We start from the raw sequence: 15,724 nt of genomic DNA on the forward strand, positions 1-15,724 counted from the left end.
TTTAGAAGTGGGTACTGTGTGAAACCAGCAACTTTTAAAGAGGCAGTTGTGTTGTATGAAGGAATGATTGTAAATCAAATAAAGAAGTTAGGTATTTATCAAGATCATGAAGAGTATTATCAATGTGGTTTAATTGGTCTTTGGTATGCGTATGAAAGATTTGATGAGGAGAAGGGGAGTTTCCCTGCATATGCAATTGTAACGGTGCGAGGTTATATATTAGAGAGGTTAAAGAAAGAGTTCGCCTTGCAAGAAAGGAATGTTTATGTAGGTGAATATGAGGAGATTTTTACGTCTGAAGATGTTGAAATAAGAGCGAAGGACTTTATGAGTGTATTAGATGAGAAGGAGAAGTACATTATTTTCGAACGTTTTTTTGTAGGGAAGACGATGGGGGAGATCGCTAGCGAGATGGAAATGACTTATTATCAAGTGAGATGGGTGTATCGGCAAGCACTTGAGAAAATGCGAAATAGTTTAAGAGGATAAATAGTATTATAAGAATGGAAGGCAAGGGATATTGCTTTCCATTCTACTTATTCTGTTACAGTAGTAAGTGTAATAAGAGGTTTTTAGATTGCAGCGAATCTTGCATGTTCATACGTGATAATACGTATCCGGCTTTTAATAATTGTTGTTTTAACTTATGGGGACTGATATGTATGATTGTAGTTGTGCCATTTGAAAAATGAATGGTAGCTTTTTTACTCTTTTTGAAAAACTCTATGTCATCTATATGGTTATAAAACAGCCATATACAGTTTGGAGAAGAAGGAGATTCTGTCGGGAAAGCACAAATGTATTCTCGATGATTAATTGGAATTGGGACATTTTGTTTGAAATGAAAGTTTGTTTGAACTGCTTTCCGTCTGCCTTGATAAGTAGAGTGAACATTCGTTAGACAAGATTGTTTGATGAGTTGGAGAGCGGTTTGACAGGAGTAAAGATGGTTCCCGCTACTTTCAATCACCTTTGTTTGATAATAAGGGTGCTTGTATGGTTCTAGCATCATTGTAGAATTAGAAATAATAATATCGTTTTCGTCATTCATAAATTTGATTCCCCCTTTATAAATGATAATAAATCTTAATATAATTATATATGAATTAAGTAAATTAATTGTTAATATTCTGTTTCATATTGTAAATTTTGGCTATTCGTTTACAATCAATAGATGTTAGTCTTTCTAATTTGCATCGCTTGTACATATATATGAAAATAGAAAAGAGTAGGCGGTGAGATAGTATGAAGAAAAAGTATATTATTATGGCTCTAGTTGTTGTTCTTCTAGTATATTTAGCAAATAGTAATCCGAGTAAAGGAGAATATACAGACTGGGCAGCAAAGCAGTTTATGAAACGTAATGATGTAAGTAAGAAGCTAGATGAAGTTCAAAAAGAAAATGAAGAGGGCATCCTTGGCGATCTAGCATCGGCTGGTAAGAAGTTGGCGAAAAAATATGTTGAGCCACAAGTTGGATTATTAATCGAGAATTATACGAAGCGAAATGATTATATTTTCTTCTCAACATATACGACCGAGTTTGATATAGGCGGAGAACACTATAAATATGTATGCGTCGGATTTTCAAACATCTTTATTCCAATTGAAATGCCGAAGAAAAAAGACGAATCTGCAAAATGATGCAGATTCGTCTTTTTATTTATAACGTAATGGGAACTTCAGATACATTCTTTTCTACGAGACGGGCTCCTTTTTTTCGAGTATTTTCATTAATTGATGAAAATACAGATGAGGCAAGGATCGTATCCATTACTTGATTTACGACTTGTGCATCGACAGGTGTGATAGGTTTCTCGATAGAAAAAACAACTGTTTTTCCATCTTCTTTCGCGAAAATTAATTCTAATACTTGCATACGTTATTTCCTCCTTTATATTGATTCTGCTATACGGGCAAGGTGATTGATATTGGCTAATAATTAGCGGGGGATGAACACCCCGCTGATTAAAGTTTCACCTTATAGACTAGAAAGATCTGATGTGCTAACAAGTTGTACAGCGTGAAGTGGTGATGCTTGTAAGGAAGCAAGAGCACGTGCTACGTTTTGTACTTGCTCTAAGTTTGCGTTTGTTTTAACACGCTTAAATTGTTTGTTCTTGAAAACTGTTTTTCCGTTCTTATCTAATCCATTGTTTAAGACAAGACGTAAAGTTAAGTCCATTACGATTGTTTCGACTGCCATGTTTATCACCCCCTTTCACTTTATAAATAGGGTGTGAATGTCATGTTTTGGCGTGAAATTTTTTCTTTTTTTTGGTACGCTTAAAAGACTAAGAGAGGGGTTTCGGAAGAATGAATCGTAAATGGTTATTTTGGATTCCTGTTTTACTATGGATGGGATTGATTTTCTATTCCTCGGCACAACCGTATAAAAAGCAGGATATGCGTTCAGATATTGAACAATATGTAAATGTTGAGTTTGTGAAAGAGCATTTTTCATGGGTATCTATTGATTACGGCGGTGGTACACCTGTTAGCATTGCAAATAAAGGTGTAGGCGGATTTATTGAGTTTTTCCTTCGTAAAGGTGCTCATTTCATGGTGTTCTTTATGCTCGGTTCATTGACGTATTATGCTTTTCATCGATCGGGTTATTCGAGAAAAAGGTGTTTCCTATACGCTCTTCTTTTCGTTGCGGGATATGCGACATTTGATGAAATTCATCAATGGACTACGGGAGATCGTACACCGATGTGGCAAGATTCATTATTGGATACGTGCGGCGGATTAACAGGGATTATAATAAGCAATTGGTTTTGGAATAGAAAAAGGAGCTAATCTTTTGAGATTAGCTCCTTTTGTTTATCCTGCTATTCGCCGGGCAGTAAGCCCCCCACCTCAAAATTCAGCGAAAGCACAGAAGTTAGGTGGGGGACAACTGCCAGTAAAAGCCCGATTGGTGAAGGCTAATAATCAGTGGGGGATGAACAAACTCCCCACTGATTAAAGTTTCACTTTATACACCAAGCAATTCTTTTAGTTCATCTGTAGATAGTTCGGTCATCCAACTATCGCTTGTAATGACGGCATTGTTTAATGATTGTTTTCTCTCTAACATTTCATCAATTTTCTCTTCGAGTGTCCCCGTTGTAATCAGTTTATGAACGTGAACGAAGCGTTTTTGACCAATACGATATGCGCGGTCTGTTGCTTGGTTTTCTACAGCTGGATTCCACCAACGGTCGTAGTGAATGACATGGTTGGCAGCGGTTAAGTTTAAGCCAGTTCCACCTGCTTTTAACGATAAGATGAAAATGTCATACGTTCCGTTTTGGAACTGCTCGATCATTTTGTCACGTTCTTTCTTCGGTACACTACCGTTTAAGAAGAGGACGCGCTGACCGAAATGTTCTTCTAACACATTTTTTAGCATGTTCCCCATACCGATGTATTGTGTGAAGATTAAACAACTTTCGTTTTGATCTTTTATATTTTCAATGAGTTCCATTAACGTGCTCGTTTTCATGGAGCGTTCTATAATGTCTTTTGGTTCTGTTTCTTTTAAATAAAGAGCGGGATGGTTACAAATTTGTTTGAGCTTGTTCAGCATGAGTAATATAAATCCGCGTCTTTCAATCCCGCTTAATCCTTCTACATTTTGCAACGTATCTTGAACAAGTTGTTCATATAAGGAAGCTTGTTCACCAGTTAGTGGACAGTAAGCTTTCTGTTCTTGTTTATCTGGTAAGTTTAATGCGACTGTTTGATCTTTCTTCGTACGACGCAGTAAAAACGGCGAGATAAAACGTTGAACTTGTTGGATTTTTCCTTCGTCACGGTCCTTTTCAATTGGCGAGACAAAGCGGCGCTGGAATTGCCCTAAGCTGCCAAGATATCCGTGATTAATGAAGTCGAAAATAGACCAAAGCTCGGCAAGTCGGTTTTCCATCGGTGTCCCAGTTAATGCGATTTTGTGATTCGCTTGCAAGTTTCGCACTGCTTTTGACTGTTTTGTATGTGGGTTCTTTATATTCTGTGCTTCATCCAAAATAACAGCATCCCAGCATAACGTACTAAGTTCTTCTTCATCAAGCTGAGCTAATGCATAAGATGTTAATACAACATCTGCTGATTGAAGAAACTCTTTAAATGATTCGCCTTTCGCTCGGTTACTTCCATAGTGTAACTGAACACGTAAATTTGGTGCGAAACGCTCAAATTCTTTTTGCCAATTTCCAAGAACAGATGTCGGTGCCACAATTAGGGCCGGGCCGGTTTTGAGATTGTTCTCTGTTATATATAGTAAGTAAGTGATTGTTTGAATGCTTTTTCCAAGTCCCATGTCGTCCGCTAATAATGCTCCGAATCCAAGCTTTCTTAAATATAATAACCACTCAATGCCATGTTGTTGATACGGGCGGAGTGTGGCGTTTAGTGAAGAAGGGACCTCTACTTTTGGAATATCTCCAATGTGCAATAGTTTTTGGAATAGCTCTTCATAATATCCATCTAGTTCGATTTCAATATCGGTAAATGGACTATCTTCTTCTACAATTTCTGTTTCAGCAGTGTTGGATAAATGTTGCTGAAGGACATCTTTCATTTCGAGTCCATATTTATCGGCACGGCTCATGAGCTTTCGTACTTCTTCAATAAAGGCTGGATCCAGTCTCATCCATTGACCATTTATATTGAATAATCGTTTGTTTTGTTCAACAAGTTCGAAAAATTCGCTTTCTGATAAATCAATGCCGTTCGTTGAAATACGCCAGTCAAAATTAACGAGTGTATTCATACCGAAGAATGATTGTGTTTGCGTGGCATTTTGCTTCAGTTGCACACGTAATTTTGGTTTTGTTGCTTTTAAATTTTGCCACCATGATGGTAGTAAAATCGTAATACCTGCAGCGAGTAATTCGTTACTTGCTTCCGTTAAGAAGTTCCACGCTTCTGTTTCAAAGAGCTCACTTCGGAATGTATCGCCTTCTTTTAACCATGGTACAAGCTTACTGAAACCTTCTTGTGTTTCAAGAATACGCTCTTCATAATCGTGCCATCGTTTTGGTAAAGAATCGATGTTTTCATATACATATATGCGATGAGCACCACGCTTTGGTGTAACAATTGTTTCAAGCTTCCACATTTCAAATTCTTCTTGCGGCTCTTGTAGCCGTAGTCCAATTGTAAAGGGAAGGTCATCTTCAATGTATCCAATTTTTCGAAGCCAATCTTCTTCATGTAGTGCTGCATCTAATTGTCTTTTCGTAAAGTCGTAATGTTCATAAAGTCTCTTTGCATCTTCCCATCCGTCGTTTGAACGGTTATCTTGTAATATGCTTTCATTTACTGCAGAAGAGAAAAGAGATGCTAATGTGTCATCTTCAATCGGCGTATGTTGAACTTTCCAAGATGGTTGCTTTGGCCAACGCTCCATATCTGGTACGAAGCTACCGCTTGTGAAGACGTCCCATAATTCGTTCGCATCTTCCGTAAGTGCTGTAATAGGGCCGTTCATTTGAATATGGGCAAAGGAGTTCATCGGTTTATTAGCGATGTATTCAAATGCTTGTGCGTTCGTTAGCATAACACCTTGTTTTCCTTCAAAGGTTGCTTCTTTTAGAAACGTGCCGTAGAAGGAAGTAGAGTGCCATGTAAATGCATTTCGTTTCCAACTTGTTACGGATAATGGAGTACCGCTGTCATCTTCTCCCCAAAGGAACCAACCTTGACTAACATGCTGGAGCCTAATCGTTACTTCAGTTTGATTGATCATCGATTAATTTTCCTTTCCGTAATTCCTCTTGTAGTGCACGCAAGCGTGAATGTAAGTTTGCGATGTGAATAATGAAAGCATCCCATTCATCAGTGCGCTTTAATCGTTTATACAATGTACGTAATTTTTTTAAGTAACGAACTGCACGTCTATATGATTTACGATTTCGCTCTTCAATGGCCTCGGTAGCAGCAAGGTGATACAGAGGAAGTGCGGCTTCTGGTGCTTCTTTTTCAATATCTTTCAGCGGCTCTTTCAAAAGTTCAATTGCTTCAAATCCATGTAAGAGCTGAAGTTCTGTCCATGTTCGATACTGCTTTTTCGCGAGTACGTATTGCTCATAGTTTGCGAAACTATATGGTAATAGCTCTTGCAAAATCATTTCGAGTCCGGCTTGTTCATTTGTATGAGTTGCATACGTTTCATACATGATGACGAATAAGCGAACGATATCTTTTATGAAAATTGTATTTTCTTGCTCATGTATCGTTTTCTTCACTTGTTTATACGTAAAAGAAAGCCAATTTTTCGCACGATCCCATTTCATTGCATTTAATAACTCTTCTAACCAATAGAAGTACAGACTTACAACAGAAGCAGGTTGTTTCTTAAGTAAATCCATCGCTAATAGATCTTCGTCATTTAAAAAGAGTAGATGAGAAGATGCTAATGTTTTGGAAAGTGGATTGATTTTCGTATCAATTCGTTTTTCTTCTTCATGTAGTTGCTCTTTATTGTGTAACAGTTCACTCCATATGTGACGATAAATAAAGAACCTCTCTTGTGTATAGGCATCGGTGGAGAAGAATACTTCGTGAACGAGACGAGCTGTTTCTTGCAAAATTGCTTCTGACTCTGAAGGAATCGCTTCTGATTGTAAGTCCCGAACGATGGATTCCACTTTATCTACAAATAGGCGAACGACGTTAACAGGCTGATGATAAGAATACGTTTTATTTGCTTCGAAGTCTTGGATTTCTTCTAATAATTTTTGAAAGCAATAAAGCGCTGCATGTAACCTGAACAATTCATGTATCGCAACAATACGCGGAGCTTTCCGCTCAAGTTTCGTATAGAAGTCCGTAAAAATACTCATAAGAAAATACATTTGTTTATAAGTAAGCCGAGCTTGTTCTTTTTTAAATGATTCATATTCGGTATCAAAATAGGATTGCCAACTTTTATAATCCGTGTCTTCAAAAGCTGATGATTGCAATACTTGTCTTGCAGTTCGAATAGGAGGAAGGGAAGGTTTCGTATTATTTTTAAATAAAGTTAATACATCTCCTACTTGCCCGAAACTAGACGCTGCAGATAGTAACACAGCGAGCATATGCTCACATTGCGTTGGTGCGAAGCAATCACAATAGCTTTCAGCGACGTTACGAATCGGGATATGGACGCTATATACGCTGCCTTCAGCATCTACAGTTCCTGATAGCGTATAACCATCAAAGTCAACGTTGTAGACAACACCACTACGATATAGGTGCCGAGCTGTAGCGACATGTTCCTGATCAGCTGTTTGCTGTGGATCTAGTCCTTGAACGAACTCATTCGCAATCATCATAATTTCATCTTTCGTAATTGAGTGTTGCAGCATAATATTCCTCCGTACACATATTTCTTTCCTCTACCATTATAAACAAAAAATGCTCAAAACAGAAAAAATGAAATTTGGATTACATAAATTGAAAATCATGGTAATATATAAAATGTTAATTTTATATATTACCATGTAATTAAAAGGAGAGAATTTGTTTGTCAGATTTGCAATCGAAGTTTGGTAATGGATGAATAAGTTGCAAGTAGCACAGGAAATTGCGCAATTAAAGAAGATTATACAAGAGAAGTTACAAGCTAAAACTGAAATTTCACTTGAACTTGGTTAAACGGTATATATACAACTTCGTGATGATGAAGTTCGAGTAGATTTGTTGAAAGTTATTGTAGCACGAGTATAAGAGTTTGATGTTGCTATTTATAACACATGCAAAAAAATGTCTAATTTACAGAGCCGAGAACAAAAAGGCAGTGAAGTTGCGGTGGTCCATTATCAGTAGCAGTGTGTAATGCTGTTTATACTGGATGACGCTTTATGTAAATGGATTAGCAAAAATTCATATTACAGCCTCAGGAAGTAAGGAAATGATGAAGGAGTTCGCTGGAAGTTCTGAACCGATATTATCTATTCAAAGCAACACGCTATATTTAATAGTAGGTAGTTTTCTTATTTCTTACGTATTAACATTCGCGGTTATGAAATTAGTAAAAAAATAAGGGGGAGAAATACTTGAAGTTCTGTAGAATATGCGATAAACAAGTTGCAGGGCAAGTGAAATATTGTCCTAGTTGCGGAAGTAAAGTAGAAGAGGTTGCTGATCAAACAGCTTCTTCACATTTAGAAATAAAGAGAGAAACAAAGCCAGTCAAAAGTAAGAAAAACATGTTTTTACTTATAGGTTTTGTCATTGTTTTTGCTATTTTGTTTGGCGTATATAAATTTGGTGCAAGTAAGTTTTCGAAGGAAAAGCAAGTAAATGCAATGATCGAAGCATTCCAAAATAAAGATGTAAATGCAATCGATGAGTTTGTGAAGGTAGATGATCCAAGCTTAAAGGTTAAGACAGAAGATATTAAAGCGTACATACGTTATTTAAAGGAGAATCCTTCGTACAATAAAGAATTGCTGTCCTATTTACAAAAAGAGACAGTAAATCAAGAACTTGCAAAGGATAAAGTGTCCTTTAAAGATGGGCAAGTTGTAGAAGATGGAAAAGAGTTGTTCTTATATCCGAAGTATAAGTTCAGCATGAAAGCTTATTACATGAATGTAAGTACAACTGCGAAGAATGCTGAAATATATGTGAATGATAAAAAAGAAGCAGAGCTTTCTAGTGATAAAACTTCGAAAGAATTAGGGCCATACTTCCCTGGTACTTATGTTGTAAAAGCAAAGGCGAAGGCGGAACTTGCTGAATTAGAGACAGAAAAAGAAGTGGATTTAGCGGATGAAAAAGATGGAGCAATAGAAGTGAATTTATCACTTGAAGGAAATTATGTAACTATTTCTTCTGATGAAAAGGATGCAACTGTATTTGTAAATGGTAAGAAGAGCGGTAAGTTGAGTCGCGGAAGTTATAAACTTGGTCCTGTACCAGCAGATGAAACAGTAGAGGTACATTTAGAGAAAAATGCTGAATACGGTGTAATTAAATCTGAAAGTATGAAAGTGGGAGACCAAAGTACGTATTACTTAAAATTCCCGAAAGAAGCTTCTAGTTCAGGAGTTGGCGATTTTGTACGAAATCATATTTATGATAATGTACGTGCGATTTCATTAAATGATTTTAGTCTAGTTGAAAATAATTATGATAAGAGCGGGAAGTCGTACAAGGAAGACCGTGATTATATACAATATTTACACAAAAAAGGAATTACAGAAGACTTATTAACGATGGAAGTTCGTAATGTAGAGCGTCAAAGTGCTACGAAATATAAAGTAACGACATATGAAGAGTATCATATTCGTTACGGTGATGGATCTGTGAAGTTCAAAAGCTTTAATAATGACCATATCGTTACTGTTAATGGAGATGGAAAGATATTGTACCATTCTCTTGGAGCGAATAATACGCTTAAGTCAGAGGAAGTATCTGGTCCGACTCGCTAATAAAGGAGAGAGGTTGTTCAATATTATTGAACAGCCTCTTTTTTTGTATTTTATTTTTCTCTACTCTTGTTCACGAAGGAAAAATAAAAAGGATATCACTTAGCCGGAAAAAATGGCGAGGCGATATCCTTTTTTACAATTATGAGCGCGTTTCCTTTAATATCGCTTGCACATACGGATCATGTAATATTTGTTCTATAATTGGTAACATGTTTTGTTCGAATGGAATGTCGATAGGGAATGGCTTTTGTGAGCCAGGTTTGATTCCATATTGGACAAATTTGTAATGTGTATTTTTTTCAAAGCTGAGCACAATTAATTTATATCGATTGTCGTCGCCAGCGAGTGAAAAATCAATGGAAGTAGCATCGTATGTTACTTCATCTTTATATATATACGGTTTTGGTGTACCGATCCAGTCTACTTTTGCTTGTACATTCATGGATATAACCTCCTTATTGCTATTATAAAAAAATAAAAGCCAGCTCTCAACAAAGAGAACTGGCTTCAGCAGTCATTGGTTATTTTAAAATTTTCACTTTAACAGTTTTGCGTCCCCATTTTTGGGCAGCACTATCTGATCCAAGTAGGATGTCGATACGGTTACCTTTAATTGCACCGCCAGTATCTCCAGCGATAGCTTCTCCGTAACCTTCTACCCATACTTTAGATCCTAATGGGATTACTTTTGGATCAACAGCGATCATTTTCATGTTTGGGTTCGCTGTTAAGTCATGACCCATTGCAGTTAATACACGGCCGCCGTATGTGCCACCATTCTCGCTCGGGTGAGCTGTATATGCTGTAGCTACAACTGTTAACTCACGACCACCAGAAGGTTCGCTAGTTTCAGCAGCTTTCACAGCAGGCTTAGCAGCTGGTTTTGCTTGTGCTGCAGGTGCTTTAGCTGGTGCTTGCGCTTTAGCGGGAGCAGGTTGTTCTTGTTTCTCAATAACAGGTGCTGTACCTGTTAAGAAAGGAACGTGAACATAAGCAGTTTTCCCGTTATATTCGAATTGTAACCACTCATTTTGTACTTGGTTCGTTGTTTCAATCATATCGTCTTTCTTAAGCGTCCCAAGAATTTCTGAGTTTGTGTTCGCTTCAGCACGTACGTTTAATACGTTAGCTGTTACGTAGTAGATGCTTTTTGTGAACTCTGCACTTACGAATGCGTCTTTACCATCTAAAGTGATTTTTGACCATCCGTTCTCTGTATTTTGAACATCTATTTTATTACCGTTTAGTAATTTACCGACAACTTTTGATTCAGTAGTAGGGTTTTCGCGTACATTTAGTACGTCTGTTGTTACAACAGTTTCTGCATTAGCAGATGATGTGAAAATCCCAAGACCAAAAACTGCTGCTGTTGCTATTCCAATTAATTTTTTCATGATAGCCTCCATTGCGTTTGTTTTCGTGTCCTCATTATAGCAACAGATTTTTTCGGATTTCGGGAAAACACACAATTACAAACCATTCGTAATAAGTCGTTAATATCCTGTAATATAACAAAAAATATAGGAAAGCGTTTTTCACTCTATATGATTAGTAGGTTTCTACTTATATTCAAAATATTTAATACAACATATTGTTTTCGGCGTAAATAAAAATATTACAGGAGTGTTACATGATGTTTACTAAACGATTACATTCCTTGAGTATTTTACCGTTTTATGGGTAATATAGTTATATAAACATAAACATTTCGTTTGTGAAACTATAAACAAGTGCTATATACTAGCAAAAAAACCGCATAATTGTTACAAAAAGAAAGGGTTGCAAGGAAGAAAAATGCCCTTTTTTACATCTGTAACACATCCTTTTTTGGGAAAAAACATTCCCATCCGCATTTTTCTCGCACAATTTGACAGCAGTATTTCAATCTTATAGCTCTTGCAGAGTAAAAAGGTTATACGGAAGGTAAGGCTGCCCATAAGAATTCTAGTTGGTGAAGGTGAAAGTAAGAAAATCACCGCAAAATTATAGTTTTCTATCCGATTTTACATATCGGAATTGATGTTATTTATAAAAGCAAAACCTACGAAGGGGGATTTGATGAGGAAACTGACAAAAACATTCATCGTTTCATTAACATTATGTATTGCATTTACAATTTGGGGGATTATTCCCGAATCTATTATTGGAAAAGGTAGCTTAGGAAATGTAACAACCGCAATTCAAACTGCATTAGTTAGTAAGTTTGGATGGTTTTATATTATTTCTGTTTCTATTATTTTAGGTGTGTCTATCTTTTTAATTGTTTCGAAATACGGTTCAATTCGTTTAGGTAAAGATGATGACGAACCTGATTATAGTTATATGACATGGTTTGCTATGTTATTTAGTGCTGGTATGGGTATCGGCTTAGTTTTCTGGGGCGTTGCTGAACCATTAAACCATTTATACGCACCTCCGTTTGGAGAAGGTGCAACTGAGGAAAGTGCGCGTCTTGCACTGCGTTTTTCATTTTTCCATTGGGGATTACATCCTTGGGGACTATATGCATTTGTAGCGCTATGTATTGCTTACTTTACTTTTAGAAAAGGAAAAGCAAGTACAATTAGTGCGACAGTAGGACCGTTATTTAAGGGCGGGGACCATGGGCGTATTGCTCATTTATTTGATGTGTTAGCTGTTTTCGCGACTGTGTTTGGCGTGGCAACATCATTAGGTCTTGGCGCCAAACAAATAGCCGGTGGTGTTAGTTATTTAACATCTATCCCGAACTCATTAACGACTCAGTTAGTTATTATTGCAATCGTAACAGTGTTATTTATGTTATCTGCACAAACAGGTCTTGATAAAGGAATTAAATATTTAAGTAATACGAACATTATTTTTGCGTTTGCACTTATGATTATTGTATTATTTGCGGGTCCAACAAACTTTATTATGAATTACTTCACTTCGACAATCGGTTCTTATATTCAGGAATTGCCAAGCATGAGTTTCCGATTAAGTCCATTAGATGAAGGCGGAAATCAATGGATTCAATCATGGACAATTTTCTATTGGGCATGGTGGATTGCATGGTCACCATTCGTAGGTACATTTATTGCTCGTGTTTCACGAGGACGTACCATACGTGAATTTGTTATCGGTGTGTTACTCGTACCGACAATAATTGGTGCCCTTTGGTTCTCTGTTTTCGGCGGGACTGGTATTCATATGGAGCTGTTTGGTGATGCACATATCTTTGAAAAAGTGAAAGAGATGGGAACAGAAGTAGGATTATTCGCTATGTTTGACCAGATGGGAAGCTTTGGATCAGCTTTATCTGTTCTAGCTATTCTTCTTATTTCTACATTCTTTATTACATCTGCAGATTCAGCGACATTCGTTTTAGGGATGTTAACGACACATGGTAGTTTAAATCCACCAAACCGCATCAAAATGATCTGGGGTATCGTTTTAGCTGCTCTAGCTTCTATCTTATTATATGTAGGTGGATTAGAAGCCTTACAAACGGCAGCTATCATTGCAGCATTCCCATTCGTCTTCGTTATTTTCTTTATGATGGCAGCATTATTTAAAGAGTTACAAAAAGAAGGTCGTATGAAGCGTCATAAATAATAGAAGGAAAAAGAGCTGATTATGTATCAGCTCTTTTTTTATATAGAAGGAATTCGAACTGCAAGTCAGGGAAATAAAATACTTTACTATATTAGTAGTATGCCTTTTATACGGAGAAAAATCGATACATTTCGACAATGTTCGATATCTTGCGGATTCTATTCGTATTTTTGACAAAAAATTGTCGGAAATGTGTTGTCACGTTTATATATATGTGCTATATTATTTCCTGTAAGCGATTTCAAATAGTTTTAAAGCGCATTCAAGGGGGACATCTAGAATAATGAAACGTTACGAAAGAAAGTGGAAGCATATTTGTTTGAAACGTGTGGCACATCGTAGTGTCCAAGAAAGCACGGAACCTAAGACTGAAACGCGCAAAGAACAGCAAGAGAAGCAATTGGTTCTACAAAAATAGCAATCACTTTTTCGTATATAAATGAAGGTCGATCGTTCGTTGGGGGATGGACGTGAAATTACTTTCAGCTAAGGGGTATTGTCTGATATATAATTTATACGGCAATAAATAAGCACAGAGCATACGGCGCTCTGTGCTTATTTTTATTTGTCTTTTTTGAATCGAACTGTTTTATCCCAGCCAATGACTTGTTTCTTGCTCTTTGCACGTAAGTACAAAATTAAGCTACGAATGAATAAGTACGTAAAGAGCTGTGCGTACGTAAAGTACATGATTACACTAATAAAAATATTAGTTGGTGTAAAGGTTCGTTCCACACTCTGGGCACTAAATAATTGAGAAACATATGTAATATATGCGACATACCACATAAATAGTAGCGGAATGCTATATTGAATTTGGAATATCCCGAGTAACCCAATTACAAACCAAACGTTCGAAATGATTAAGAATAGCCAAAATACAACATACACTAAAACTTGTTGTAAGGAATGGACGAGAAGTTTTCCTTTAAAGAAACTTAATGAAGAAAACATTTTTTCTAAAATGTACAAGTTCCCTTGGAGCCAACGTGTACGCTGCTTAATAAGGATTTTTAAATGCTCAGGTTCTTGTTCCCATGTAATCGATTCTGGCACGATTGGTAAGAGATAGCCCTTTTGTGTAATTCGTAATGTTAATTCAGCGTCTTCTGCAATTGCATAAGGGTCATAGCCTCCAAGTTCTTCTAATGCAGAACGACGAAGAAGCATGTTTGTTCCTGTTAGTGAACCTGTTTGGAAGAGTAACCAGCGTCCGGATTGCATAAGGAGCTGGAAGATTTGAAATTCTAACGAAATCATTCGTGTTAGCCAGTTTCTTTTTTCATTGACAGTACGAACGTGACCAACAGCTCCAACAGCATCCTCGGTTGTTTCAGCGTGTTCTACAAGCATTCGAAGTGCATGTGGTTCAGGCTGGTTATCTGCATCATACACACAGAAGTATTCACCATCTGAAATACTAAGACCATAGTTTAAGACACGAGATTTCCCTTTTGGTTCACCAGGTGGAACACGAATGTGACGAATGTGAGCATAAGCTTTGTCAAAATCGTCACCAATTTCAGGTGTTTCATCTTGCGAGTTATCGTTTAATAAATAAACAGTGAGTCTACCTGGATATTCAATCTTCGCCATCGCCTCTAAAGTATCTTTAATAACGACTCCTTCATTGTGGGCAGGTATTAAAATATCGACGCTTGGATAATGTTCTAGCGTACGATCTTTTCGTTTACTATTTCGGTGAATTAAGCCTGCGAGTGTTAAGAATGAATAGTAAACAAGTAGGCCAGAGAATAGAAAGGCAGTAAAAATAAGTATATACTTAATCGAAAATGTGATGCTAATCCAAAACACGAGTACGCAAAATAGAAGAAATAAAAGCAGAATAACGAGTGTCATCATAATAACGTCTGTCCTTTGTTCCCAATTTGCTCGCGTGAAATTTTTATATCTTGGATCGCTTCAGCAGCAAGCCATTGCTCCATTTTTGGCTTTAGGCGGTTCATTACAATGTCAGCACCAGCTTCGTTTGTGTTTTGTAATAAAATAACTAGCGTATTATGATCGTATTCAGCAGCAAGGTCAAAGTCATTCCTTATCGTTTCAACTAATAATGAAGCCACGCGGTCCATAACACTTTCCTTCGTATATTTACTAAAGGAAGTGAAGTCGAAGTGAATCATAACGCCTGTTTCATTACGACGATTCATTGCATTTATTAATAATGCTTGTCGTCTTTCAAATTCTTGTCTTGTTAATAATTTTGATTCGCCAATGTATTGTTCTAATGTTCTCACACGTTCGGTTAATTCTTTATTTTCATGAATAACCTTCTTTAATAAATGTGTTGAGATATATACAATGAAGAAGTTTGCTGCCATTAGGAAGTGGGTAATAATGTATTCCCATTGTTCTGCTGTACTCCATAAGTAAAGCCATGCTTGGTAGAACAGGTAGAATACCGAAATAATGGTTCCTAATATAAAGAAAACAAATGCAGTTTTATCAGGCAATAATAGAAATAGTACATTAACAATTACATATATAATTGTAAAAATGAGAGCATGCTCATATTGTGTTACATGTACAGTTGTAAAATAAAATAAAATTTGTAAAATCCACATAGAGAGGACTTTATAGAAGTTATCTTTCACAAAACTTTCCTCCTTAAAGGTAATTCATGCAAGGATACTTGTAGTATGCGCAATTATTAAGAAATAGACCGGATGACTAGGTTATTTTACAGAGCAACCACAAGTAGTATCCCTCTTTTGCAA

Annotated in this window: 15 protein-coding genes and 2 pseudogenes; 8 read left to right on the plus strand and 9 right to left on the minus strand. The window is 36.7% G+C overall.

The genetic code is table 11. From position 1 onward, the window contains the following. Positions 1-18: 18 nt before the first annotated feature. On the plus strand, positions 19-489 hold the full coding sequence (locus VF726_RS23535) for a sigma-70 family RNA polymerase sigma factor (RefSeq protein ID WP_440172613.1): 471 nt from the start codon (positions 19-21) through the stop codon (positions 487-489). 55 nt (positions 490-544) lie between these two features. On the opposite strand, the gene VF726_RS23540 is transcribed toward VF726_RS23535, so the two are convergent. Then, positions 545-1,051 (minus strand): competence protein ComK, encoded by a 507-nt coding sequence (locus VF726_RS23540; RefSeq protein ID WP_440172614.1) that lies wholly within the window; start codon positions 1,049-1,051, stop codon positions 545-547. A gap of 194 nt (positions 1,052-1,245) precedes the next feature. On the opposite strand from VF726_RS23540, the gene VF726_RS23545 reads away from it, so the two are divergent. Continuing rightward, positions 1,246-1,644 carry a DUF4359 domain-containing protein gene (locus VF726_RS23545; protein WP_048528095.1) on the plus strand — a complete coding sequence of 133 codons (399 nt, stop codon included), beginning with the start codon at positions 1,246-1,248 and terminating at the stop codon, positions 1,642-1,644. Between the two features lie 19 nt (positions 1,645-1,663). Here the strand turns inward: VF726_RS23545 and VF726_RS23550 are convergent, their stop codons facing one another. Both VF726_RS23550 and VF726_RS23555 read right to left on the minus strand, forming a co-directional pair. After that, positions 1,664-1,879, minus strand: coding sequence for a DUF2922 domain-containing protein (locus tag VF726_RS23550; protein ID WP_048528096.1), 216 nt, complete (start codon positions 1,877-1,879; stop codon positions 1,664-1,666). A 102-nt stretch (positions 1,880-1,981) separates the two neighbouring features. Further along, the gene (locus VF726_RS23555) at positions 1,982-2,206 is read right to left on the minus strand and encodes a DUF1659 domain-containing protein (RefSeq protein ID WP_000257706.1); all 225 of its coding nucleotides are present in this window, start codon (positions 2,204-2,206) and stop codon (positions 1,982-1,984) included. 110 nt (positions 2,207-2,316) lie between these two features. On the opposite strand from VF726_RS23555, the gene VF726_RS23560 reads away from it, so the two are divergent. Continuing rightward, positions 2,317-2,802, plus strand: a complete 486-nt coding sequence (locus tag VF726_RS23560) for a VanZ family protein (protein WP_001080718.1) — start codon at positions 2,317-2,319, stop codon at positions 2,800-2,802. 178 nt (positions 2,803-2,980) lie between these two features. Here VF726_RS23560 and VF726_RS23565 read toward each other — a convergent pair whose 3' ends face one another. Both VF726_RS23565 and VF726_RS23570 read right to left on the minus strand, forming a co-directional pair. Next, a complete protein-coding gene (locus tag VF726_RS23565) occupies positions 2,981-5,737 on the minus strand; it encodes a DEAD/DEAH box helicase (RefSeq protein ID WP_440172617.1) in 2,757 nt (918 codons plus the stop codon). Next, positions 5,721-7,340 carry an SWIM zinc finger family protein gene (locus tag VF726_RS23570; protein WP_421615307.1) on the minus strand — a complete coding sequence of 540 codons (1,620 nt, stop codon included), beginning with the start codon at positions 7,338-7,340 and terminating at the stop codon, positions 5,721-5,723. Before VF726_RS23570 ends, VF726_RS23565 begins: the two co-directional genes overlap by 17 nt. 158 nt (positions 7,341-7,498) lie before the next feature. On the opposite strand from VF726_RS23570, the pseudogene VF726_RS23575 reads away from it, so the two are divergent. From VF726_RS23575 to VF726_RS23585, 3 genes and pseudogenes are all read left to right on the plus strand, one after another. Continuing rightward, positions 7,499-7,799: pseudogene (locus VF726_RS23575) on the plus strand (zinc ribbon domain-containing protein); the annotation flags it as partial. After that, positions 7,800-8,017 (plus strand): annotated as a pseudogene (locus VF726_RS23580) (hypothetical protein); the annotation flags it as partial. 13 nt (positions 8,018-8,030) lie between these two features. Next, a complete protein-coding gene (locus VF726_RS23585; RefSeq protein WP_440172620.1) occupies positions 8,031-9,410 on the plus strand; it encodes a zinc ribbon domain-containing protein in 1,380 nt (459 codons plus the stop codon). A 139-nt stretch (positions 9,411-9,549) separates the two neighbouring features. Here the strand turns inward: VF726_RS23585 and VF726_RS23590 are convergent, their stop codons facing one another. Together VF726_RS23590 and VF726_RS23595 are read right to left on the minus strand one after the other, a co-directional pair. Further along, on the minus strand, positions 9,550-9,852 hold the full coding sequence (locus VF726_RS23590; RefSeq protein ID WP_440172622.1) for a DUF3910 family protein: 303 nt from the start codon (positions 9,850-9,852) through the stop codon (positions 9,550-9,552). A 79-nt stretch (positions 9,853-9,931) separates the two neighbouring features. Continuing rightward, positions 9,932-10,804, minus strand: a complete 873-nt coding sequence (locus tag VF726_RS23595; protein WP_440172624.1) for a cell wall-binding protein EntA — start codon at positions 10,802-10,804, stop codon at positions 9,932-9,934. Positions 10,805-11,468: 664 nt separating this feature from the next. Between VF726_RS23595 and opuD the strand changes: the two genes are divergently transcribed. Beyond that, positions 11,469-12,986, plus strand: coding sequence for a glycine betaine transporter OpuD (gene opuD / locus VF726_RS23600; RefSeq protein ID WP_440172626.1), 1,518 nt, complete (start codon positions 11,469-11,471; stop codon positions 12,984-12,986). Between the two features lie 283 nt (positions 12,987-13,269). Beyond that, complete coding sequence (locus tag VF726_RS23605; RefSeq protein WP_000833067.1) at positions 13,270-13,404, plus strand: hypothetical protein; 135 nt, start codon at positions 13,270-13,272, stop codon at positions 13,402-13,404. 143 nt (positions 13,405-13,547) lie between these two features. Here the strand turns inward: VF726_RS23605 and VF726_RS23610 are convergent, their stop codons facing one another. After that, the gene (locus VF726_RS23610; RefSeq protein WP_440172629.1) at positions 13,548-14,849 is read right to left on the minus strand and encodes a glycosyltransferase family 2 protein; all 1,302 of its coding nucleotides are present in this window, start codon (positions 14,847-14,849) and stop codon (positions 13,548-13,550) included. Beyond that, complete coding sequence (locus VF726_RS23615) at positions 14,846-15,601, minus strand: dGTP triphosphohydrolase (RefSeq protein WP_440172631.1); 756 nt, start codon at positions 15,599-15,601, stop codon at positions 14,846-14,848. Before VF726_RS23615 ends, VF726_RS23610 begins: the two co-directional genes overlap by 4 nt. Between the last annotated feature and the right edge of the window lie 123 nt (positions 15,602-15,724).

This window comes from Bacillus sp. Brlt_9, from assembly GCF_051948935.1.
Classification (GTDB): Bacteria; Bacillota; Bacilli; order Bacillales; family Bacillaceae_G; genus Bacillus_A.